Here is a 22,287-nt window from a genome sequence, read left to right on the forward strand (position 1 = left end):
CAAAACCGGCACGCCCTACAACGAGACGACCGCCTGGCCACACCACACCGCCGAACCCGCTACTTGACACTCGTACGTCCTGGGATGTCTTACACCTTCGACCAGGGGGGTGGGAAGAGGACCTCGCCGTGGGGCGGTGGGGGCTCCTCGCCCTCGGACGGCGGTAGCACCAACGCCTGCCACGGCTCCCCCAGCCCGGACCACGGGCTGGTCAACCCCATCCGGTCCGCCCGGCTGAACCCGAAGCGGTGGTAGAACGTCGGATCGCCGAGCACCACCACCAGCCGTTCCTCCAACTCGGTGGCGGCGTCCAGGGCCGCCTGGACCACCGCCGTGCCGTGCCCGATCCGCTGCCGGTGCGGGGCGACCGCCACCGGGCCGAGCGCCAGCGCCGGACACGCGCTGTCATCGGCACGCACCCGGACCCGGCTCAGCAGCGCGTAGCCGACCACCTCGCCGCCGTACTCGGCGACCATGGCCAGCTCGGGGATCCAGGCCTCGCTGTGCCGAAGCTCGTTGACCAGACCCACCTCGGGCGGCGTGGCCACGTCGGGGCGGGCGAAGGCGCCGGCCAGCACCCGGGCGACCGGCTCCTCGTCAGCCGGATCCTCGGGGCGCAGTCGCAGCGTCGTCACCCGCGCGACCTTACCGTGCGTATCCGATCCATCTGCGACGGTCGCTGAAATCGTTACGCTGGCCGGCCGGCTCGGACGTCCACGTCGGCCGATCCCGTTCGTGTGTTGCGGGGGTGACGACCGCCGCGACGGGGTATGACTGAGCCATGAAGCCCGTCCGTTCCCTCGCCCGCGTCATGTTGAGCGGCATTTTCGTGGTCAGCGGCGTTCGCAACTTCACCAACCCCGATCGGCTGGTGCCCGTCGCAAAGCCGGTCACCGACTGGGCCGCCCCACTGCTCCAGAACCTGCATCCCCGGATCCCGGTCAACACCGAGACGTTGATCCGGGCCAACGCGGCCGCCCAGGTCGTCGGCGGGCTGATGCTGGCCACCGGCCGGTTCGCCCGGCCTGCCGCGCTCGCCATCGCCGGCACCCTGGTGCCGACCACCATCGCCGGTCACCCGTTCTGGAACATCGACGACCCGGCGGCGCGGGGCAACCACCAGATCCAGTTCCTGAAGAACCTCGGGCTCCTCGGCGGCCTGCTGCTCGCCGCCGCGGACACCGGCGGGAAGCCCGGGCTGCGGTGGCGCGCGGGCCATCGGATCAAGCATTCGCGGCGCTCGGTGCAGCGCGCGGTCCGGACCGCCCGCCGGGAGGCCAAGATCGCCGTGCGCTCGGCGGCCACCGGCCGCCGATTTCCCGGCTGACCCCACACCGACGCCACCACCCCCGCAAGGCCGCTAATCACCTGAACGCCCGAGACCCGTTGATGAAGTAGATGTCAAAACACGTGTGGGACCGGACGCGGTCGCAAAACGCGGGAGGCAGTAACGTGAGGCACCGTTCTAGGCTCCGTGCGGGACCTGGACGGGTAGGGCGATCTCGGTACGGAGACAGAGCAGCCGTACGGGCCGGCGTCATCGCCGCCGTCGCCTACGCCGCGTGGCTCGCCATCGGCGTCTTCGGTCGGCCGTACAACTTCTTCGACATGAAGATCTACCACGGTGCCGTGGTGTGGTGGGCGAACGGCAGCGAGCTGTACGGCTTCATCGCCCCCGCGACGAACCTGGGCTTCACCTATCCACCCTTCGCCGCGCTGATCATGCTGCCGATGTCCTGGCTGCCGATCGAGGTCGCCGGCTGGTTGAACGCGCTGGCCAGCACGGCGGCGCTCACCGTCGTGCTGGCCGCGCTGCTGCGCCCGATCGTCGACCGGCTGGGCTGGTCGCTCTGGTTCAACGTCGGCCTCGCCACGCCGATGGCCCTCGCCATCGAGCCGTCCCGGGAGACCCTCGGCTACGGCCAGGTCAACCTGCTGCTCTTCGCACTGGTGATGGCGGACCTGGTCGGCCTGCGGTGGCGGGCGAAGCGGAGCACCCGTCACGACACCGCCGGCTCGGTGCCGGCCCGGTTTGTCTACAGCGGCACCTGGGCCGGGGTCGGCATCGGCCTGGCCACCGCGGTCAAACTCACCCCGGCGCTGTTCATCGCGTACCTGATGATCACCCGGCAATGGCGCGCGGCGATGACCGCCGTCGGCACCGCCGTCGGCGTGACACTCGGAACGTTCGCGCTCGTCGGGTCAGAGTCGCGGACATACTTCACCGGTGTGCTCTGGCAGACCGAGCGGATCGGCGCCGCGGACATGACCGCCAACCAGTCGCTCGCCGGCCTGCTCGCCCGGATCTTCGACGCCATGAAGACTCCCGGCCTGCTCTGGCTGGTCTTCGCGCTGCTGATCCTGACGCTCGGGTTGTCCCGGGCGGCCAGCGCCCGGGCCGACGGCGACGAACTGACCGCGTTCACCCTGGTCGGGCTGACCGCCAACGTGATCAGCCCGATCTCCTGGTCGCACCACCTGGTCTGGGTCATCCCGGCGATCATCGTGCTGGCCGACGCCGCGGTACGCCGTCGCGAGGCGAGCCGCGGCGTGCCGCCCCGGGTCGCCGCGACACCGCCCGCCGGCGGAGTGCCGACGCTGCGTCCGCCGATCTGGTACCCCACGCTCACCGGCCTGCGACACGGGGTCGGCGCGCTCGCGCTCTACCTGCTCTTCCTGATCTCGCCGATCTGGCCGTACGAGCACCAACTTCCCGAGGTGTCCCACTATCAGGACGGGCTGTTCGGCGCGCTGATGGAGAACAGTCTGGCGATCGCCCTGATCGTGCTGGTCGCGGCGCTGCCTTGGCGGCCGGGTGCCGACCCGGCCTTCTACCACGACCGGCTGGTCCGCTCAGCTCACCGCCAGTCGGTGGCTGTCCGGTCCACCCGCTGAGCGCGGGCCGCCAGCCTCAGGGGCAGTTCACCCACTCCTCGGTGCCATCGGCGAAGACCTGCCGTTTCCAGATCGGCAGCCGCGCCTTGACCTCGTCGACCAGGCGGGCGCAGGCCGCGAAGGCCGCCGCCCGGTGGGCGGTGCTGACCGCCGCGACCAGGGCCACCTCGCCGATCTCCAGCGGCCCGATCCGGTGCGACACGGCTACCGCGTACACCTGCGGGTCGGCGGCGATCTCCGCCGCCACCTCGCGCAGCACCGCCTCGGCGGTGGGGTGCCCCTCGTACTCCAGCAGGGTCACCCCGCGCCCATGGTCATGGTCGCGGACCACGCCCTGGAAGGAGACCACCGCGCCGGCCCGGCGGTCGGCGACCGCCGCCTCGTGCGCGGCCAGGTCGAGCGGCCGGTCGGTCACCGCGCCGATGACGATCGCCTCATCCGGGCTCACCCCGCCGCTCACCAGGCCCGCTCCCCGGCGAGCAGGGGCAACGGTACGACCGGCACCCGGTCCCCGACCGCGCCGCTGGTGCCCGGACGGATCACCGCGAATCCGTCCGCCCCGGCCAGACCGCGCAGCATCGCCGAGCCGACGTGGCGCAGCGGGTGGGCGGTGCCGGCGCCCCGGTCGAGCCGGACCAGGGCGAGGTGGGTGTAGCCGCCCCGGCCGGGGATCGGTTCGGCGAGGGTGATCTCGGGCAGCACCGGCATCGGCCGGCCCGCCAGGCCGGCGAGCAGCGGCGCGACCAGCGACACCAGCGCGACGACGGCCGACTGCGGGTTGCCCGGCAGGCCGGCCACGAACCGGACCCGGCCGTCGCCGTCGACCAGCCGGGCCAGCAGCATCGGGAAGCCCGGCCGGACCGCCACGGTGTTGACCACGTAGTCCGCGCCGAGCGCCGCCAGCGCCGGGTGCAGGTGGTCGACCGGGCCGTGCATGGTGCCGCCGGTGGTGCAGATCAGGTCGGCGTCGGCCAACGCGCCCCGCAGGGCAGCCACGTGGGCGGACAGCGTGTCGGCCACCGGGCCCACCACGTCGGCCGGTCGCACCTGGCAGCCGTACCGGCGCAGCCAGCCGGGGACCGCCGGGCCGAGGGCGTCGCGGACCCGGCCGGCGCCTGGCGGGCCGGCGGTCAGCAGCTCGTCGCCGAAGACCAGCAGCGCGGCGCGCGGCCGGCGGCGGACCCGCAGCGTGTCGTGACCGCAGGAGGCGGCCAGGCCGATCAGCGCCGGGTCGACCGGCGTGCCGGCGGGAAGCAGTTCCTCCCCGGCGTACGCCTCCTCACCCGGCTGCCGCCACTCGGGCACTGGGCGTGGTGTGCCCATTACCCGTCCGTCGGCGGTGCGGGTCGACTCCTCGATTCGCAGGATCGCCGTGGTGCCCGCCGGCACCATCGCGCCAGTGGCGATCTCGGCGGTGGTGCCATCGGCGCTCAGCGGGGGTGGGGTGTGCCCGGCGAGCACCCGACCGACCACCTGCCACGGACCGTCCCCACGCACCGCCCAACCGTCCACGCTCGAGGTGGGGAACGCCGGCAGGTCGGTGCGGGTGGTCAGCGGCTCGGCGAGCGTGTGGCCGTCGGCGTCGGCCAGCGGCAACTCGACCGCGGGGAGCGCGGCGGCGAGGCCGACCGCGTACGCCCGGGAACGGGCCTCCTCCCACCCGGTCGGCGGCGCGGCGATCTGCGCTCCTGCGGCTGCGGTTTCCGTGCTCATCCGCCGAGCCTAGCGCCGAGGCGGATGCGGTGCCGGTTCAGTGGTCACCGCCGCGGAGCTGGTCGACGGCGTGCCGGAGGATCGGCCCGAGCACGGCCAGCCCGTCCTTCGCGCCGCCCCGCGAGCCGGGCAGGTTCACCACCAGCATCCGGCCGGCCACGCCCGCCAGCCCCCGCGACAGCGCGGCGGTCGGGACGGTGTCACGGCTGTGGGCCCGGATCGCCTCGGCGATGCCGAGAATCTCGTAGTCGAGCAGGGCGCGCGTCACCTCGGGCGTCCGGTCGGTCGGGGTGACGCCCGTGCCGCCGCTGGTCAGCACCACGTCGACGCCCTCGTCGCGGGCAGCCCGCAGCGCCACGCCGACCGGCTCGCCATCCGGCACCACGATCGGCTCGTCGACCTCGCAGCCCAGCTCGCGCAGGCCGGCGACGAGCAGCGGCCCGCTGGTGTCCGCGTACACCCCGGCGGCGGCCCGGTTGGAGGCGACGATCACCCGGGCCCGGATCACGGTCGGTCCTCCGGCCGGACCCACTCGCCGGTCTTGCCACCCTCCTTGCGCAGGACGCGGATTGCGTCCACGGAGGCCGCCGGGTCGACGGCCTTGACCATGTCGACCAGGGCGAGCCCGGCCACGGCCACGGCGGTGAGCGCCTCCATCTCCACACCGGTCCGGTCGGCGGTCTTGGCGGTCGCGGTGATCTCGACGGTGTCGACGGTGAGCCGCAGGTCGACGGCGACGCTGTGCAGGGCGATTGGATGGCAGAGCGGGATCAGGTCGGGGGTCCGCTTGGCGCCCATGATCCCGGCGAGCCGGCCCACCGCCAGCGCGTCGCCCTTGGGCAGGCCATCGCGGCGCAGCAGCTCCACCACCTCGGGGGTGGTGCGGAGCCGGCCGGCGGCGACCGCGAGCCGGCCGGAGACCGGCTTGGCGGAGACATCGACCATCCGGGCCGCGCCGGCGGCGTCGACGTGGGTGAGCTGCGCGGAATCGGTCACGGCGCGAGCCTATCCATTGGGTACGACGTGCCGCCCGTACCAGTGCCGACGGTGGGGAGGAGCGTCGCACGGCAGGTGCCGGTCGTGCGGCGCTCCTCCCTCAGCCACCCGCCGCCCAGTCGCTGGGGGAAACCTGACGGCGGGCGTCTCGTCGACCCGGTCCACTGCCGGCTGGACCTCCCCCGTTGGTCGACACGCGGAGGACGGTAGCGGGCACCGCGATAAAAAATCGATAAGGCCGCATCACGCCTGATCGGGGGCGCACTCGGAGAGGCACCGGCGCACCTCGTGCTGCTCGGGCACACCCATCCGCTCGAAAATCGCCAAGGCACGCTGCCAGTAGCGGCATGCCTCGACGGGTTCGACGGAAGCCAGGTGCTCGGCAAGTCCGTTGAGCGCCCGACCCTGCTCATAGGGATGAGCGATCCGGGTGGCGATGTCGAGGGCTTCCCGGTACGTCGCCGCCGATTCCTCAAAGCGCCCCATCTCCCGAAGTGTTATGGCCAGTTCGTTGCGCGCCTCGGCCTGCACGTGGCGCTCGCCGTCGTTAGCGGCGGCGTCGATGGCCTTGTGATGGCCGCTCATCGCCTCGTCGTAGCGGCCGAGTAACCGGTAGGTCCCGGCGAGGTCGCTGATCACCTCGGCCCTGGCGTACTTGAGGCCGACGCGGTCACGGAGGGCCAGGTCGTCTACCAGCTCGTCCATCGTGACCAGGCGGCCGGCACGTAGAGCCAGCGCCGCCAGGACCAGTTGCTGCTTCGGCGTCCCGAGAGGGAGATCATCACCCCCGGCCGTTACTGCGAGGCCACCCAGGACGCGAATTTCCACGCAGCTCGACTCCGTTTATCTGACTTCAATGGTGCTCTGGCAGTCTAGTCGGAAGCGGCCAACAGCATCTGGGGCAATTGGGGCGGCATTGCCGGATCGCACGGAAAGCGAGGCTCAATTGGCAGCGCGCCAGCAGCACACGGAAGACAACTGTCCGCACAAGGAGCATGGACAGAACGTCAGATATGCTCTCAGTGTTGGCTAATATTGCACAATACGACATTTAGTCGACCTTTTGCCGCACCTCCTTACATAAAATTTCCCCTGACTGTTTCGTGGTAACCGCTCCGGCCGACTCGGAGCGGTCGAACTAGGGGGGAGAACCGCGATGCGTGGCAGCGATTGGATGTGAAAGGGGTCAACGCCCATCCCCGACCGACCCGCACTTTGCGCTACGGTACGAGCAGCACCGGGTTATGTCGGGAGCGCCATGGACAGGGCACAACGACGCGGCTATGAGGTCGACAGGACGCTGAGGATCCTGGTCGGCCTCATCGTCGTTCTGGCGGTCGCGGCCTGCATCATCTCTTCGGCCTCCGCAACGAGGCTCATGCCCTACTCGGTCCGCGATTTCGCCACGATCGCCACGCTCACCTTCATGGTCACGGTGGCCACCCTGGTCAAGGCCCGAATCCGCATCAAATCGACGACGCACTCCATCAACTGGAACGAGACCGCCATCCTGATCGGAGCTGCCGTCGCGCCGCTTCCATGGGTGGTCCTCTGCACCGCAGTCGGAGTGGTGGTCGCCTTCACCATCCTCCGGCTCCCCGCCATCAAGACAGCGTTCAATGCAGGCAAGAACACGCTCATCGCGGGCGTCGCCGGACTCACCCTGGTCATTCTTCAGGACCACTCGGCTGCCAACGGACTGCTGGCACCACTTGGACCGGTCGCTGCTGCTTATCTCGTGGCCGCAGTCCTCGACGAGGTGATGGCGATACCGGTCATCGCGATCGCCTCAGGCACGCGGATCCGCCATCATTTCCGCGCGAACTGGGATCTTCGCGCGGTGGGCTTCGTGGTGCGGTTCGTGGTGACCGTCTGCACGGTGCTCATCCTCCGTGCCGACCCCCGGCTGCTGCTCGCCGTGCCTCCGCTGGTGCTCAGCCTGCACTTGGCATATTCCACCCGTTTCCGCACCCGCACCGAGCAGCAGGCGTGGCAACGCCTCGCCCAGACCACCGACGCGCTCAACGTGGTCGACCTCGATCAGGTACTCACGACCGCCGTCACCCAGGCCGCCGAACTCTTCTCTGCGGACGAGGTCGAGATCGAGCTGCGCGAGGGCGAGCGCACGGTCCGCGGCGGCACCGGCGGCATCGCGTACGACGGGACGGCTCCCGAGCCCAGCACCATGGACGGCACCGTCATCCCGGTGGCGTTGGAAGGACACGATCGCTCGGTAAACGTCGGCCTGCTCCAGCTCCGGTTCGCCGGGCCGGTCGAACTCTCCGAACGGGAGCAGTACACCCTGCGTACCTTCGCCTCCGCGCTGTGCACCGCGGTCCGCAACGCCCAGGCGTACGCCGAGCTGGCCCGGATCGCCGAGGAGCACGCGTACGCCGCCACCCACGACGCCCTGACCGGGCTCTCCAACCGGCGCCACCTGCTCGACGAGGGCACCACGCAGTTGACCACCCGGTACGCCGACGGTGTCACGGCCCTGGTGCTGATCGACCTCAACCACTTCAAGGAGGTCAACGACACCCTCGGGCACGGCGCCGGCGACCGGGTGCTGATGCAGGTCGCCGACCGGCTGCGCGACGCGGCCCGCCCGGGCGACCTGGTGGCCCGGCTCGGCGGCGACGAGTTCGCCGTCCTGCTACGCGGGCTGCCCGCGCCGGCGATAGCCGCCCACCGGGCCGACGCCCTGCTCGCCGCCCTGCACGAACCAATCGACCTGGACGGCATGCGGATCAGCGTGGAGGCCAGCGGCGGTATCGCCGCCGCGCCGGCCAGCGGCGGAATGCCCGAGCTGCTGCGCCGGGCCGACGTGGCGATGTACCAGGCGAAGCGGTCCGGCCGGCGGACCGCCACCTACGCACCGACCCGCGACACCGCCGACCTGGGCCGGCTCACCCTCGGGGGCGAGTTGCCCCGAGCAGTCGCCGACCACGAGTTCACGGTGAACTTCCAGCCGATCGTCGACCTGGGCAGTGGCGAGGCGATCGGCGCCGAGGCGCTGGCCCGCTGGCACCATCCCACCCACGGAGTGATCGACCCGCTGCGCTTCATCGAGGCGGTGGAACGCTCCGGGCTGCTGCCCGCGTTCGCCGAGGAGATCCTCGACCAGGCGCTGATCGCGGCCGGCACCTGGCGGGACGCCGGCTTCGAGCTGCCGGTCTCGGTGAACGTGTCGCCGCGCAGCCTCCTCGACGCCCGCTTCCCCGGGGCGGTGCTGGCCCGACTGCGGGCGCACGACCTGCCCCCGGACCGGCTGGTGCTGGAGCTGACCGAAACCCTGACGCTCAGCCAGCTCGACGTGGTGGACCGGGTGCTCAGCCGCCTCCGCGACTCCGGCGTACGGCTGGCCCTCGACGACTTCGGCACCGGCTACTCCTCGCTCTCCCTGCTCTCCCGCATCCCCGTGCACGAGCTGAAGATCGACCGCAGCTTCGTCACCGCGATGGAGAGCTCGGCCGAGGCCGCCGCCGTGATCCGCTCTACCCTGGACCTGGGCCGCAGCCTCGACCTGACCGTGGTCGCCGAGGGCGTGGAGAACGAACCGCAGCGGCGGGCACTCTGGGAGCTGGGTTGCGCCGCCGGGCAGGGCCACCTTTTCGCCCGGCCACTGCCGGCCGGGGCGCTGCTCGCCGCCCTCAGACGGGGGGCGGGTGGCTGCCCGGGCAGCCTCGCCCCGCCGCTGCACGGCACGGGCGCCGTGATCCGCCTGCCCGGCCGCCGCCCCGGCGGCCGAGGTCGGGCAGCCACCCCGACCGCCGCCACCCGGATCGCCGACGAAGCCTCCCACCCCTGATATTGATCAACTCAATGTGCGGCATGTGGGGGTCTCTGCCGGTGGCTGACACCCCCATGCGCGGAGCATGGAGTAGATCATGACCGAGGGCGCACGACCCACGGAGTGAACAGGCGCGTCTGCCAGACTGGGCCGTGTGATGGTGGACCTCGGTCGAAGCTCCCGGCGCTGGACGGCCATCGACTCCGCAGCCGGCGGCCTCGCCCTCGACCTCGGCCTATACGCCGCGGCGGCGGCCTTCGCCGGGCTCACCGCCGCCACCTCCACCCTGGCCCCGCACCGGGCCTGGGGTGCCCTCGCCACCACCGGATACCTGCTCACGGCGCTCGCCGTCGCCGGCCAACTCCTCACGCGACGCCGCCGCGTCGACACGCCACTCGCCGGGCTCGGCGCCCGCTGGATGGCAACCGGGTTCGCCTGGGCCACCACGGCGCTCCTGCCCGTCGTCGCGCAGAGCGTCCAGCGGGCGGCCGGGCGTACCGACCGGGCACAGGAAGAAGTGGTGGTGGTCGAGCAGGCCGGCATCCGGCTCGTCGAGCACGGCACCCCCTACCTGGGCCACGACGCGATCTCCGCGCTGCCACCGGCGGAACAGCTGCTCGGCTACACCCCGTACCAGCCCGGCATGGCGCTGTTCGGGCTGCCCCGGGCCGCCAGCGACGCCTGGTGGACCGACGCGCGGATCTGGTTCGCCCTGGTCACCGTCGCAATACTGGCCGCCGCGGTGGCCACCCTGCGGGCCGCGCCCGGCCCGGCCACCGCCGGTTCGGCCACGCCCAGCCCGGCCACGCCCGCCCGAGGCCCCGCCGTGCTCCGGGGCGTACAGGCGGCCACCGTGCTGCCCATCTGCGCCCTCACCCTGGCGACCGGCGGCGACGACCTGCCCGTACTCGCGCTCTGCCTGCTCGCGCTGGCCCTCGCCGCGGCCGGCCGGCCCGGTCGGGCCGGCCTGGCGGTCGGCGCGGCCGGCGCGCTGAAACTCTTCGCCTGGCCGGTCGCGATCGTGCTGGTCTGCTGGGCGGCCACCCGCCGGGCCGGCGTCCGCGCCGCCCTCGGGGCGCTCGGGCTGCCGATTCTCGCGCTGCTCCCCGCGCTGCTGGTCGACCGGGACGCCCTGGTCGAGAACGTGCTGCGCTTCCCACTCGGGCACGGCCTGGTGACCAGCCCCGCGCAGTCCCCGTTCCCCGGTCAGCTCATCGCCACCGCGCTGCCCGCCGGTCAGATCATCGCCGCCGCACTGCTGGTCGCGACGGGGGCGGCGATCGCCGTCCGACTCCTCCGCCGTCCGCCGCGCACCGCCACCGCCACCACGCTGGTCTGCGGGTACGGGCTCCTCGCGGCGATCCTGCTGATGCCGTCGACCCGATTCGGCTACCTGCTCTATCCGATCGCCCTGCTGGTCTGGGCCCCCGCACTGGCCGAGGCCGGCGCACCGCGGCCAGGCTTTCGGGCAACTTCCGCCACGCGTCCCGCCACGAGGGCGTAGACCTGAGGACATGACCACCTACCGCGACCGGGCCGAGGCGGGCCGAGCGCTCGCCGATCGGCTCACCGACCTCGCCGGGCAGCCGGATGTCATCGTCCTCGGGCTGGTACGCGGCGGGGTGCTCGTCGCCGAGGTCGTCGCGGAGCGGCTCGGCGCACCGCTGGACGTGCTGGTGGTCCGCAAGCTCGGCGTGCCGTGGGCGCCCGAGGTGGCGTACGGCGCGCTCGGCCCCGGCGGAGTGCAGGTGCTCAACGAGATGGTCGCCGCCCGGCTCAGCGACGCCGACAAGGCCGAGGTACGCCAGCGCGAGCAGGCCGAGCTGGAACGGCGGGAGAGCCGGTACCGGGCCGGCCGTCCACCGCTCGACCTGACCGGCAGGATCGCGGTCGTCGTCGACGACGGGCTGGCCACCGGGGCCACCGCCCGCGCCGCCGTGCAGGTCGCCCGGCACCTCGGCGCCGCCCGGGTCGTGGTGGCCGTGCCGGTCGGCTCCGACCAGGCGTACGAGATGCTGACCGCCGAGGCCGACCAGGTCGTCTGCCTCCAAGCGCCGCCGGACTTCGCCGCGGTGGGCGCATACTACGACGACTTCCACGAGGTCTCCGACGACGAGGTGACGGACCTGCTCACCGCCACCGCGTAGGCCGGGCCCACGTCCCGTGCCAGTCCTGGCCGGGCCTGACCGCCCGCCCACGACCGTCCTTAGCTCTGACAGATCAGACGATGGCCATGTCGACGAAGCGGGACAGGTGCAGCTGGGCCGCGACCGTCACCGTGTCGGTCGGACCATTTCTGTGCTTGGCAACAATAAAATCCGCTTCTCCGGCTCGCGGCGACTCCTTGTCGTAGTAGTCGTCGCGGTGCAGCAGAAGAACAACGTCCGCATCCTGCTCGATCGAGTTATGAGTGGCAATGCCGTTGGCGATGAAGTTATGCGTCCCCAGCACGGTCGCGTCGTAGACGTCCTGTTCACCTACGGACTCGATCGACACGATCTCGTCCCAGAAGACGTCATTTGTGGCGTGCAGGTCGAGGTCGACAGCGTCCAACACGCTAGCGATCTTCGCGAGCCTCGACCGGCTGGGGGCACGCTTCCACATCGTGCTGCCGCAGAACTGCGTGCCGATGGCCGCTGCGAACTCGCGATGGCTCATCTGCTGCTCAGCCAGAATCTCGCGGACCCGCGTCCACACCTCTCTCGGTACGGTGTCGACGTTCGGATTGCTCTCCACGCCTTCAAGGCAGTCAAGCAGGGCGGCACACCTGGCTGCTCGCTCCCCATGCACGCCGATCTCGCGGAGGAATCGAAGCTGATCGTCACGCCCAGAGATATCAAGGGTGTACTGCGGCCGATGACGGGCGACCGATACCTGCCTCAACCGGGCGGTGATGCCATAGCGGAGCAGCAGGCGAGAGACGTCCTCCAGCATTCGGCGGCTGGTCGAGGAGAAGTAGACACGACCACCACGGCCCGACTTGTTGACGGTGACGGACCCATCGGTAGCCCACAGGTGCCGCAGGAACAGGGTGACCTGTTCCTTGGGCAGACCGAACACGGACTGCGGCACGAACTTCTCATGGGACCTCAGCCCGAACAGGCCGAGTCCGTCCAACCACGCGGCGATCGGATTCCTTCGCCCACGGGCGAGCCGGTACGGCGCGGGTAGGCGGAGGGTGGTCACGCGAGCGGCGGCGTAGTCATCTCGAACGGCGGTAATGCCGAAGTGCTCGGCGGCATCCGACACGGCCTGCAGGTTCATCTCGTCACAGCTGGCGTAGCGAATGGGCTGGCGACGTACGAAGGAGCCGTCGCCGAGCAGATGCGCAAGCAGCACCACCTCGGGTTCGGTCCAAGGCTGAACAGCCAACGGCGGCGGGATGTGCCGAGGAGTCGCGATTCTTGTCTGAACTGTCAGCTCGGCCAACGGCATCCAGCCGCCAAAGGTGAGGAAAGGATGGTTCGCCGTGGCGTCGATCTGCTTGCCGGACGCAAGGGTCATCCGGAAAACCTCCCGAGTCCCGCTGGGGAAGGCGTGCGTGAGGTTTCGCGGTGTGTAGCGGAGGCTCTCGTCCAACGCCCAGACCGGGATGTCCTTCGCCTTGTCGGCAAGGAGCTGCCCCAAGGTCACTTCGGCGTTGGTGTCGGCTCGGATGAGCCGCGTCTCGGCGGTCAGACAACCGGACTCACGGAGGTCAGACAATTGGGGTCGCTTGTCGGTGCGCTGCTCGGGGCCACGGTTCAGCTGGCTCACCGCGATCACCGGGCACTCGACCTCCTTGGCCAGCAGCTTGAGGCCACGGGACAGGTCGGCGACCTCCTGCTGCCGGCTCTCGGTGCGCTTGGGCGAGGTCATCAGCTGCAGGTAGTCGACCACGATCAGCTTGAGGTCATGCTTCTGTTTGAGCCGCCGCGCCTTGGCCCGGATCTCCATCAGGTTCATGCTCGGCGTGTCGTCGACGAAGAGCGGGGCTTCGCTGATCTCGCCCATGCAGCGGGCCAGCTTGGTCCAGTCGTCGTCGGAGAGCTGCCCGCTGCGTAGCACGTGCAGCGGTACGCGGGCCTCGGCCGAGAGAAGCCGCATGACGATTTCGACCTTGCTCATTTCCAGTGAGAAGATCGCCGACGCCTGGTTGGCGCGGATGGCCGCGTTCCGGGCGAAGTCCATGCTCGCCGTGCTGTTGTGCGTCGGAATCATGGAGCGACCGGCCAGGTAAAGGTGATCGGCGTTGTCCACCGTGACGCAGCGCACCGGGACGCTGGCCACCGGGCGGACGTCCACGACGACCCGAGACGTGGTCCGGACGTCCGAGGAGGTTCTGGGTCGCGCCGCATGCTTGCGCGCCAGGCGGAAGATCGGGTCGGGCGTGGAGAAGTTTAGGGTGTACGCGGTCCGTCCGCGCGCCGGCTTCTCGTTGATCGTGCACCGATAGCCGAGGCTGACCACGAGTTCCCGGACGCCCTCGATCAACCGCGCTGAGGTGGATGTGTACTGCAGGTCGCCGGCCAGATCCACCGCACCGCCGGTGTCCATCAGGCCGGCGAGCAGCGCCCGTCGCTGGGCCTCCGAGGCGCGGAGGTATTCCTGCGGGATGTGCTTCTCCTGCGCCACGCCGATCCGCCCAAGCAGAGCCGGGAAGGAGTCGTCCGTGGTGGTGAAGTAGCTCGCCCCTGGGTCCCCGTCGCCGAGCCACGCCCCGAGGAGGTATGGCGGGATCTGCAAATCCCGCTCGGGCAGTTGGAGCGGTGCGCAATTCTCCACTGCATGGTTCAGTCGGCGGTCCGCCGTCTCGGTACGCAGCGTCGCGGCAATCTGCGCGGTCGTCACCACACCGTCGTGGTGCACCTGCCGTTCGGCGGGGCCAGTCGGGAGTGCCCCGGCCGGGCAGCCGACTGCCTCCGGTTGCCGGCGGCTGGCTCGGGTTGTCGTCTTCCACAGGTGTTCGGCGTCCGCCACAATCACCGATCCATCGGAGAATTCGACCTCGTAGCAGGGCCGGTCGTACATCACGTCGAAGACGGCCGTGATGGTGGTCGGGTTGCCGTCCGCCGCGAGCAGCTTGTCCCCGACCGCCACCTCACCCATGGTGGTCCAGCCGTCCGGCGTGGGCAGCGGAGTGTCCAGCGCCAGCGCCTTACCCAGACCCGGCCGGCCGGCCACGATAATGAGCTGGCCCGGGTGCAGACCGTTGAGCAGTCGGTCGAGGTCGCTGAAGCCGGTTGGGACGCCGGTCATCACGCCGCCCTGGGCGCCGACTGCCTCGATCTCGTCCAGCGTCGGCTGGAGCATGTCGGCAAGGATGGCGAAGTCCTCGTTGACCCGCTTTTCGGTCACCTCGTAGACGGCCTGTTGGGCGAGGTCGACGATGTCGTCGACGTCCCGGCTGCCGCCCTGGCCGGTGCCGTACCCGAGCTGGACGATCCGGGTGCCGGCCTCGACCAGCCGGCGCAGCACCGCCCGCTCGCCGACGATGCGGGCGTAGTAGGCGGCGTTGGCGGCGGTGGGCACGCTGGCCATCAGCGTGTGCAGGTAGGGGGCACCACCGATCCGGGCCAGGTCGCCGGAGTCGGCGAGGGCGGCGGCGACGGTGATCGCGTCGGCCGGTTCGCCCCGGCCGTAGATGTCGAGGATCGTGTCAAAGATAGTGATGTGCGCCGGGCGGTAGAAGTCGTTGGACTTCAGGATCTCCACGACATCGGCGATGGCGTCCTTGGAGATCAGCATGCCGCCGAGGACGCACTGCTCGGCGGCCACGTCCTGGGGCGGGGTCTTCTCGAACTGCGCGTCCCGCTGCACCGGCACGGGCGACTGCCCACCGGCTCGCTCCGTACGCGTGTCGTCACTGACCGACACGGGTCCCCCCTCGCTGCGTCGGATCGAATCCAGCGTGACCGCCGGGTCTGACAGCCTCGGCGACCCTCCGGTCGATCGGGGGCCATCGCCGGACGGTCGAGGGACCACGATACGGAACCCGAGGTCAGCCCCTCAACAACGCCGGTGGACGAGCCTTGGGACAACCTGTGGACGCCGGGGGCCGACATGTGCGCAGGATGTGCACAGGGGTGTGGATAAACGCTAAGATCACTCGGCCGCACCGGCTTTGACCTGCGGAAATACAATCCACAACCTGTGGATAAAAGTTTCTGGGTCGGATTTCGGCGGCTGGCGCGCTGCGCGCCGAGTCCACGGGGTCGGGCATGCGAAAGGGCCCGCACCGGCAGTCCGGTGCGGGCCCTTTTCGTGCTGTCGCGGTGTCAGCCCTGGACGACGTTCAGGGCGAACTTGGCGGTCACCTCGGGGTGCAGCTTGATGCTGACCGCGTAGTTGCCGAGCGACTTGATGTGACCGGGCGTCTCCAGCCGGCGACGGTCCAGAGCCGGGCCGCCGGCCGCCTTGACGGCGTCGACGATCTCGGCCGGGGTGACCGAGCCGAAGAGTCGGCCACCGGCGCCAGCGCGGGCCTTCAGGTTGACCTTCAGGCCCTCGATCTGGGCCTTGACCTCGTTGGCGTGGCCGAGGTCGCGGATCTCCCGGGCCGCGCGGGCCCGCTTGATGACCGTGACCTGCTTTTCCGCGCCCTTGGTCCAGGCGATCGCGAAGCCCTGCGGCAGCAGGTAGTTACGGCCGTAGCCGTCCTTCACCTCGACGATGTCGCCCGGGGCACCGAGGCCGGACACCTCCTGCGTCAGGATGATCTTCATGTCGGTGCCTCCTCTCAGCGGGTCGTGGCCGTGTACGGCAGGAGCGCCATCTCGCGGGCGTTCTTGACCGCGCGGGCGATCTGCCGCTGCTGCTGCGAGGTCACGCCGGTCACCCGCCGAGCGCGGATCTTGCCGCGGTCGGAGATGAACTTGCGCAGCAGCGCGGTGTCCTTGTAATCGATGTAGGTGATCCCGTCCTTGTCGAGCGGGTTCACCTTCTTCTTCGGCTTGCGAAGTGCCGCAGCCTTGGCCATTGCTCTTGCTCCTGGTTTGCGATCGCGGGCGCTCGGCGCCATTAGAACGGGGGCTCCTCGTCGAAGTTTCCGCCGCCCGAACCACCGCGCGAAGGAGCTGGCGCAGCCGAGGCCCAGGGGTCGTCGAAGTTGCCTCCGCCGCCGCCCTGGCCACCACCACCGCCGAAGCCGCCACCGCCGCCCGAGCGGGACATCTTCTGCACCTTCGCCGTGGCGTAGCGCAGCGACGGGCCGATCTCGTCGACCTCCAGCTCGATGACGGTGCGCTTCTCACCCTCGCGGGTCTCGTACGACCGCTGACGCAGCCGGCCGGACACGATCACCCGGGCGCCGCGCTGCAGCGACTCGGCGACGTTCTCGGCGGCCTGCCGCCAGACCGTGCACGAGAGGAACAACGGCTCGCCGTCCTTCCACTCGCCGGAAGCCTTGTCCATGAACCGGGGCGTCGAGGCGACCCGGAACTTGGCGACCGCCGCCCCGGACGGGGTGAACCGCAACTCGGGGTCATCGGTGAGGTTACCGATGACCGTGATGGTGGTGTCTCCTGCCATGACCATCTCCTCGCGCACTCTTCAGGTCTGTCGTACAGGCTCTCAGAGCCCTACGACAGAGCCGATGAGGCTGATCCGGACGAACCGGGTGTGGATGCTTTAGCGCATCTCCGGCCGGATGACCTTGGTGCGCAGCACGGACTCGTTGAGCCGCATCTGGCGGTCCAGCTCGGCCACCGCCTCCGGCGTCGCCTGGAGGTCGATGACGGCGTAGATGCCCTCGGCCTTCTTGTTGATCTCGTACGCGAGGCGCCGGCGGCCCCACACGTCGGTCTTCTCCACCGAGCCACCCGCGGTCCGAATCACGTTCAGGTACGTGTCGAGCGACGGGGCGACGGTGCGCTCCTCGAGGCTGGGGTCGAGGATCACCATGATCTCGTAATGACGCAAGACGTGCTCACCTCCTGTGGGCTAAGCGGCCACGGTCCTTCCGTGGCAGGAGGTCGTGCGTCGTGCCCGTGGCCGATCCGGGGGGACCCGGTCGGATGCGGGCAACCGGACCAGGATACCCGGTCGGGACGATCATGCCCGGGCCGGTCGCGCGGGGTGCCCGGGACGGTCGGAGCGGGTGCCTCGGACGTGGCGACAGGGGCCCACCCCGGCACACGAGCACCGGAAGTGGGACCCCTGTCCACGGGGCCGCGGGGCGTCCCGTCCGCATTCCTTGGGTGGGACCTGGGGAGGAACGACCACACCGATGAGGTTGGATCGAGGACGCCCCGCGGAGCTTTATCGTGTTGTTACCTGCTCTGACCATACAACCGGTCTCGTCACCTGTAGGGGGAATTAACGGAATTTGCCCCGATATCCGGTCGACAGCGGTCAGGCGTGACTAGCCAAGCGGATCCCGCCCCGTCGTGCCGGGCCGCACGGCGGGGCGTCCCGTTTCCGGGGGTCTCCCCTGCACCCGGACGCCTGTGGACCGCGCCCGGGGTGGGGGGTCGACCGTCGATCCCACCTCGGACAACGACCTCCGGGCCCGCCGGTGACGCCACCCGCACCCGGTGCGAGACACCACGCGCGCGCGTTCCGCCCGCTCATTACCGGCGCGACGTAGGCTGCCGTGCATGCGAATCGGAGCCCACGTCGATCCGACCGACCCACTGGCCGAGGCCGCCGCCCGGGACGCCGAGGCCGTGCAGTTCTTCCTCGCCGATCCTCAGGGCTGGAAGGCCCCGAAGGCCCGGGAGGACGCCGAGCGGCTGCGTGCCGCCGACGTCGACCTCTACGTGCACGCGCCGTACGTCATCAACGTGGCCACGCTGAACAACCGGATCCGGATCCCCAGCCGCAAGCTGCTGCTCGGGCACGCGGCCGCCGCGGCGGCCGTCGGAGCCAAGGGGCTGATCGTGCACGGCGGTCATGTCAACGCCGGGGACGACGTCGCCGTCGGATTCGACAACTGGCGCAAGACCTTCGCGTACGCGGCGGAATCCGGCGGTTTCCCGCTACCGGTCCTGATCGAGAACACCGCCGGCGGCGACAACGCCTGCGCCCGTCACCTCGACGCGCTGGCCCGGCTCTGGGACGCGCTCGGCGACTACGAGGTGGGCTTCTGTCTCGACACCTGCCACGCGCACGCCGGTGGCGAGGAACTGCTGGGTCTGGTGGACCGCATCAAGGCGATCACCGGCCGCATCGACCTGATCCACGCGAACAACTCCAAGGGCGCCTTCAACTCCGGGCAGGACCGGCACGACAACCTCGACGGCGGGACCATCGACCCGGAGCTGGTGGTGGCGGTCATCCGGGCGGCCGGCGCGCCGGTCATCGTGGAGACGCCGGGCGGCGTCGAGGGCCAGGCGGCGGACATCGCCTTCCTGCGCCGACAGTTGGGCACGGCGACGGCATGACGACCGAGCAGTCCGACGCCACCGGCGGAGCCGGCGGGCCCGAGAAGCCCGCCGAGGCCGGGCCTGCCGCGGCCACCGGAAAGGACACGCCCACCGAGGGTACGGAGAAACCGGCCGATCCCTGGGCCGCCTTCGGTCCCGCCCCGGACCCCGTGCTCACCCGGCCACGCCGAGCGGTCCGCGCGGTGGGCCGCTTCCTGGTGCACGAGTGGACCCTGGCCACCGTCGCCTCGCTGGTGCTGGCCGTCCTGATGACCTGGCCCACCCTGCGCTACGCGCGTTACACGCTGCCGCAGGACCACTGGGACCCGAGCCTCCAGTCCTGGCAGATGGCCTGGTCCGGGCACATCCTGCTGACCGACCCCGCACAGCTCTGGCAGTCGAACACGTTCTTCCCCGACCGGTGGAGCTTCGCCTTCTCCGACACGCTCCTCGGTTACGCGCCGGCCGGCATGCTCGGTCACGGCCCCGAGGACGCCCTGCTGCGTTACAACATCATCTTCGTGCTGGCACACGCCCTCGCCACGCTCGGGGCGTACGCGCTGGCGCGGCAGCTCGGCGCGGGGCGGATCGGTGCCGCGGTGGCCGGTGCCGCCTACACCTACGCACCGTGGCTGCTGGCCCAGGCCGGGCACCTGCACATCATCTCCAACGGCGGCATCCCGCTGGCGCTGGCGATGCTCGCCCGGGGGCACGGCTGGTCCCTCCGCCACGGCTACCGGCCCCGGCGCCGCCACGCCGGCTGGGCGTTCACCGGCTGGCTGGTGGCGGCGTGGCAGCTCAGCCTCGGCTTCGGTATCGGGCTGCCGTTCGCCTACCTGCTGGCCGGCATCGTGCTGGTCTCGGCCGTCATCTGGTTCGCCCGGCGCTGGGTGGTGCGGCCGGTGAAGCGCTCGTTCGGTGGCCGGCTGCTCCTCGCCGACGCACTCGGTGCCGTGCTCTTCGCCGCGGTGGGCGCGCTGCTGGCAGTGCCGTACTTCAAGGTCGCGGAGCTGCACCCAAACGCGGCGCGAACGCTCACCGAGATCAACCTTTACTCGCCGCCGGCCAGCGGGTTCCTCGTCGCCCCGGCGGAATCGCGGGTCTGGGGTCCGCTGCACGAGGGGGCACGCGCCGCACTGCCCTGGCACCCGGAGATGACGCTGCTGCCGGGCTTCGTGCTCTACGCTCTGGCGGCCGGCGGGCTCTTCTTCTCGGTCTGGCGGGTACGGCACCGGATCTTCCTGCTCGCCGGGGTGCTGGTGACGATGGCCCTGGCCATGGGCACCAGGTTCTTCGGCGGCCGGTTCACCTACGTGCCGCTCTTCGACCACCTGCCCGGCTGGAACGGGCTGCGTACGCCAGGTCGGTTGATGCTCTGGACCACCCTGCTGCTCGGCCTGCTCGCCGCCGGCGCGGTCACCGCGTTCTGCGCCCGCGTACGCGAAGTCGCCGCCGAGCGGATCCCGTCGTGGCCGGGCCCGTGGCTGCGGCTGGCCACCCTGCTGCCGCTGCTGCTGGTCATCGTCGAGGGGCTGAACATCACCCCGCACCCGATGGCGCCGGCGCAGCCGGCGGTGATGCGGATGGTCGACGGTCCGATGCTGGTGCTGCCCAGCAGCCAGGCGCTGGACCAGCCGGTGATGCTCTGGTCGACCAGCCGGTTCCAGGACATGGTCAACGGCAGCAGCGGTTTCACCCCGACCGGCCAGGCTCGGATACGCGAAATCGCCGTCAGGTTCCCCGACCAGCTCAGCGTCGACTATCTGCGTCAGCTCGGCGTGAAGACCGTGGTCGTGCTGCCCGATCTGCTCGGCAACACCCCGTGGGAGGGGCTGCTCGACCGGCCGACCGACGGGCTGGGCATCACCCGCGAGGAGGTCGGCGACACGGTGGTGTTCCGCCTCTGAGTCAAGCGGGGGCGGGTGCGGTCGCCGGATCGGTGGGCGGGTTGACACGGTTGCGCCAGCGCTCGTGCCAGGGGGCGTCCGCGGCGCCGTCGAGGACGCCGCCGTCCGGGTCGTCGGCGTACGTGGCGCGGACCGCGTCCCGCTCGGGGCGGACGATGTCCCGGATCACGAAGCCGCAGAGCACCGCCACGGTGATCAGCCGCAGGCTGGCCGCCAGCACGAACACCCCTTCGGGGAAGACCGGCCGGCCGGTGGCCGACCCGAGCAGCTCGCCGTAGAAGGCGGTGAAGTAGCAGACCTCGGCGACCTGCCAGGCCAGGAACGCCCCCCAGCGTGGCCGGGCGAGCACGGCGAGCGGGAGCAACCAGAGCACGAACTGCTGCGACCAGACCTTGCTGAAGATCAGGAAGGCGGCGACCACCAGGAAGGCGAGCGGCGCGAGCCGGGGCCGGCGCGGGGCGAGCAGCGCCAGCGCGGCCACGCCGACGCACGCCATCCCGAAGAGGAGGTACGACACCCAGTTGAGAGTGGGGATGTGGGCGTTCAGCCACTCGAACGGCCCGAGGTCACCCGGCTCGGACGGGCTGACCTTGCCGTCGAGGTAGCGGCCGATGTACCAGAGGGTGCCCCAGTCGATCGGCCGGGTGGTGTTCAACTCGAAGAAGCGGTTCCAGTTGTCCCGGTACGGGATCGCCATCGGCAGGTTGACCACGATCAGCGCGACCAGGCCCGCCGCGGTGGCGGTGAGCGCGGCGCGCAGCCGGCCGGCCCGTAGCCCGAGCACCAGGATCGGGCCGAGCAGGAACAGCGGCCACATCTTCGCCGCCCCGGCCAGTCCGAGCAGGACGCCGGCCGTCGCCGGACGGCGACGCGCCCAGGCCAGCAGCCCGAACGCGGCCAGCCCGACGGCGAGCAGGTCCCAGTTGACGGTGGCGGTGAGCAGCAGGGCCGGTGCGAGCGCGAACATCGCCGCGTCCCATGGCCGTCGGCGGCGCAGGTTGAGGATGACCGCGACGGTGGCGACGGCGAGCACGCTGAGCACCAGCGCGTTGAGGTTGTAGAACCACTGTCCCTGGTTGATGGTCGGGTTCTTCACCCCGAGGGCGTGCACCGGCAGGCCGAGCGCGCCCATGAAGTAGCCGGTCAGCACCGGATATTCCACCGGGTGGTCGACGTAGGGGACCTTGCCCTCGTTGAGCCCTTCGGCGTAGTAGAGCGCCAGCACGTCGCTGTAGCACATCCGGGTGTACTGCACGTTGTTCTGCCAGGCGCCGTCCTGGCAGGGCGACTTCTGCACCCAGTGCAACGCGAGCGTCAGGCAGACCAGGGCCAGCACGATCCGGGCGGCGGTCCAGAAACGGCCCTCCCGGTCCACCGGCCGACGCAGGGCAACCGCGTGGTCGCCGAGCGGGCCGCCGATCAGCTCCGAGGCGCCGCGGACGAAGCCGTCCGAGCGGGACGGGTGATCCACGGGTCCACTCTCATCGATGCGCGCCGTCGACTGGGTGCTCATGGACAGGCATCCTGCCGTATGTCAGGGGTCTCCGTCCCGCCTCGGCGGCAGAATTTCCGCTACCCGGACACGGCGGCGGGGGGGCCCCCCTGGCCGCCGCGCCCGCCCCGCCGCAACCCCGAGCAGATA

The 22,287-nt window shown here is 70.8% G+C and carries 17 protein-coding genes and 2 pseudogenes; 7 read left to right on the plus strand and 12 right to left on the minus strand.

Translation table 11 applies throughout. The annotated features are described in order from the left end of the window. Nucleotides 1-89: 89 nt before the first annotated feature. Nucleotides 90-635, minus strand: a complete 546-nt coding sequence (locus tag ABZ671_RS30455; RefSeq protein WP_357864594.1) for an N-acetyltransferase — start codon at nt 633-635, stop codon at nt 90-92. A gap of 146 nt (nt 636-781) precedes the next feature. On the opposite strand from ABZ671_RS30455, the gene ABZ671_RS30460 reads away from it, so the two are divergent. Together ABZ671_RS30460 and ABZ671_RS30465 are read left to right on the plus strand one after the other, a co-directional pair. Beyond that, nucleotides 782-1,327, plus strand: a complete 546-nt coding sequence (locus tag ABZ671_RS30460; protein WP_357864595.1) for a DoxX family protein — start codon at nt 782-784, stop codon at nt 1,325-1,327. A gap of 197 nt (nt 1,328-1,524) precedes the next feature. After that, nucleotides 1,525-2,895 (plus strand): annotated as a pseudogene (locus tag ABZ671_RS30465) (glycosyltransferase 87 family protein); the annotation flags it as partial. A 16-nt stretch (nt 2,896-2,911) separates the two neighbouring features. On the opposite strand, the gene ABZ671_RS30470 reads toward ABZ671_RS30465, so the two are convergent. The 5 genes from ABZ671_RS30470 to ABZ671_RS30490 all read right to left on the minus strand — a co-directional run bounded on the left by ABZ671_RS30470 (nt 2,912) and on the right by ABZ671_RS30490 (nt 6,432). After that, nucleotides 2,912-3,325, minus strand: coding sequence for a molybdenum cofactor biosynthesis protein MoaE (locus ABZ671_RS30470; protein ID WP_357864617.1), 414 nt, complete (start codon nt 3,323-3,325; stop codon nt 2,912-2,914). Nucleotides 3,326-3,351: 26 nt separating this feature from the next. Continuing rightward, nucleotides 3,352-4,608, minus strand: a complete 1,257-nt coding sequence (locus ABZ671_RS30475) for a molybdopterin molybdotransferase MoeA (RefSeq protein WP_357864597.1) — start codon at nt 4,606-4,608, stop codon at nt 3,352-3,354. Between the two features lie 37 nt (nt 4,609-4,645). Further along, the gene (locus ABZ671_RS30480) at nt 4,646-5,116 is read right to left on the minus strand and encodes a MogA/MoaB family molybdenum cofactor biosynthesis protein (protein ID WP_357864600.1); all 471 of its coding nucleotides are present in this window, start codon (nt 5,114-5,116) and stop codon (nt 4,646-4,648) included. Then, nucleotides 5,113-5,604 (minus strand): cyclic pyranopterin monophosphate synthase MoaC, encoded by a 492-nt coding sequence (gene moaC / locus ABZ671_RS30485; protein WP_357864602.1) that lies wholly within the window; start codon nt 5,602-5,604, stop codon nt 5,113-5,115. Before moaC ends, ABZ671_RS30480 begins: the two co-directional genes overlap by 4 nt. A gap of 243 nt (nt 5,605-5,847) precedes the next feature. Then, the gene (locus ABZ671_RS30490) at nt 5,848-6,432 is read right to left on the minus strand and encodes a tetratricopeptide repeat protein (RefSeq protein ID WP_357864604.1); all 585 of its coding nucleotides are present in this window, start codon (nt 6,430-6,432) and stop codon (nt 5,848-5,850) included. Between the two features lie 550 nt (nt 6,433-6,982). On the opposite strand from ABZ671_RS30490, the gene ABZ671_RS30495 reads away from it, so the two are divergent. The 3 genes from ABZ671_RS30495 to ABZ671_RS30505 all read left to right on the plus strand — a co-directional run bounded on the left by ABZ671_RS30495 (nt 6,983) and on the right by ABZ671_RS30505 (nt 11,541). Next, entirely contained in the window at nt 6,983-9,412 is a 2,430-nt protein-coding gene (locus tag ABZ671_RS30495; protein WP_357864618.1) for a bifunctional diguanylate cyclase/phosphodiesterase, read from the plus strand. A gap of 139 nt (nt 9,413-9,551) precedes the next feature. Further along, nucleotides 9,552-10,898, plus strand: a complete 1,347-nt coding sequence (locus ABZ671_RS30500) for a glycosyltransferase 87 family protein (protein ID WP_357864619.1) — start codon at nt 9,552-9,554, stop codon at nt 10,896-10,898. 10 nt (nt 10,899-10,908) lie between these two features. Continuing rightward, complete coding sequence (locus ABZ671_RS30505; protein WP_357864606.1) at nt 10,909-11,541, plus strand: phosphoribosyltransferase family protein; 633 nt, start codon at nt 10,909-10,911, stop codon at nt 11,539-11,541. A gap of 73 nt (nt 11,542-11,614) precedes the next feature. Here ABZ671_RS30505 and ABZ671_RS30510 read toward each other — a convergent pair whose 3' ends face one another. The 5 genes from ABZ671_RS30510 to rpsF form a co-directional block, all read right to left on the minus strand. Then, a complete protein-coding gene (locus ABZ671_RS30510; RefSeq protein ID WP_357864608.1) occupies nt 11,615-15,358 on the minus strand; it encodes a replicative DNA helicase in 3,744 nt (1,247 codons plus the stop codon). 293 nt (nt 15,359-15,651) lie between these two features. After that, on the minus strand, nt 15,652-16,098 hold the full coding sequence (gene rplI, locus ABZ671_RS30515; protein ID WP_357864609.1) for a 50S ribosomal protein L9: 447 nt from the start codon (nt 16,096-16,098) through the stop codon (nt 15,652-15,654). A gap of 14 nt (nt 16,099-16,112) precedes the next feature. Further along, nucleotides 16,113-16,352, minus strand: a complete 240-nt coding sequence (rpsR, locus tag ABZ671_RS30520; RefSeq protein ID WP_013289355.1) for a 30S ribosomal protein S18 — start codon at nt 16,350-16,352, stop codon at nt 16,113-16,115. Nucleotides 16,353-16,393: 41 nt separating this feature from the next. Then, nucleotides 16,394-16,921 (minus strand): single-stranded DNA-binding protein, encoded by a 528-nt coding sequence (locus ABZ671_RS30525; protein ID WP_198940427.1) that lies wholly within the window; start codon nt 16,919-16,921, stop codon nt 16,394-16,396. Between the two features lie 81 nt (nt 16,922-17,002). After that, nucleotides 17,003-17,293 carry a 30S ribosomal protein S6 gene (gene rpsF, locus ABZ671_RS30530; protein WP_357864611.1) on the minus strand — a complete coding sequence of 97 codons (291 nt, stop codon included), beginning with the start codon at nt 17,291-17,293 and terminating at the stop codon, nt 17,003-17,005. A gap of 677 nt (nt 17,294-17,970) precedes the next feature. On the opposite strand from rpsF, the gene ABZ671_RS30535 reads away from it, so the two are divergent. Beyond that, the gene (locus tag ABZ671_RS30535) at nt 17,971-18,756 is read left to right on the plus strand and encodes a deoxyribonuclease IV (RefSeq protein WP_357864613.1); all 786 of its coding nucleotides are present in this window, start codon (nt 17,971-17,973) and stop codon (nt 18,754-18,756) included. Between the two features lie 104 nt (nt 18,757-18,860). Further along, nucleotides 18,861-20,645: pseudogene (locus tag ABZ671_RS30540) on the plus strand (hypothetical protein); the annotation flags it as partial. Nucleotide 20,646: 1 nt separating this feature from the next. Here ABZ671_RS30540 and ABZ671_RS30545 read toward each other — a convergent pair. Next, the gene (locus ABZ671_RS30545; RefSeq protein ID WP_357864615.1) at nt 20,647-22,158 is read right to left on the minus strand and encodes a glycosyltransferase 87 family protein; all 1,512 of its coding nucleotides are present in this window, start codon (nt 22,156-22,158) and stop codon (nt 20,647-20,649) included. Between the last annotated feature and the right edge of the window lie 129 nt (nt 22,159-22,287).

The sequence above is a fragment of the Micromonospora sp. NPDC006766 genome, from assembly GCF_040636055.1.
Lineage (GTDB): Bacteria > Actinomycetota > Actinomycetes > Mycobacteriales > Micromonosporaceae > Micromonospora.

Excerpts from the sequence above, each read along its gene's own strand:
- ABZ671_RS30495 (WP_357864618.1), top strand. The coding sequence starts at position 6,983 with ATGCCCTACTCGGTCCGCGATTTCGCCACGATCGCCACGCTCACCTTC.
- ABZ671_RS30460 (WP_357864595.1), top strand. The coding sequence starts at position 782 with ATGAAGCCCGTCCGTTCCCTCGCCCGCGTCATGTTGAGCGGCATTTTC.
- ABZ671_RS30500 (WP_357864619.1), top strand. The coding sequence starts at position 9,552 with ATGGTGGACCTCGGTCGAAGCTCCCGGCGCTGGACGGCCATCGACTCC.
- ABZ671_RS30545 (WP_357864615.1), bottom strand. The coding sequence starts at position 22,158 with ATGAGCACCCAGTCGACGGCGCGCATCGATGAGAGTGGACCCGTGGAT.
- rpsR (WP_013289355.1), bottom strand. The coding sequence starts at position 16,352 with ATGGCCAAGGCTGCGGCACTTCGCAAGCCGAAGAAGAAGGTGAACCCG.
- rplI (WP_357864609.1), bottom strand. The coding sequence starts at position 16,098 with ATGAAGATCATCCTGACGCAGGAGGTGTCCGGCCTCGGTGCCCCGGGC.
- ABZ671_RS30535 (WP_357864613.1), top strand. The coding sequence starts at position 17,971 with ATGCGAATCGGAGCCCACGTCGATCCGACCGACCCACTGGCCGAGGCC.
- ABZ671_RS30505 (WP_357864606.1), top strand. The coding sequence starts at position 10,909 with ATGACCACCTACCGCGACCGGGCCGAGGCGGGCCGAGCGCTCGCCGAT.
- ABZ671_RS30475 (WP_357864597.1), bottom strand. The coding sequence starts at position 4,608 with ATGAGCACGGAAACCGCAGCCGCAGGAGCGCAGATCGCCGCGCCGCCG.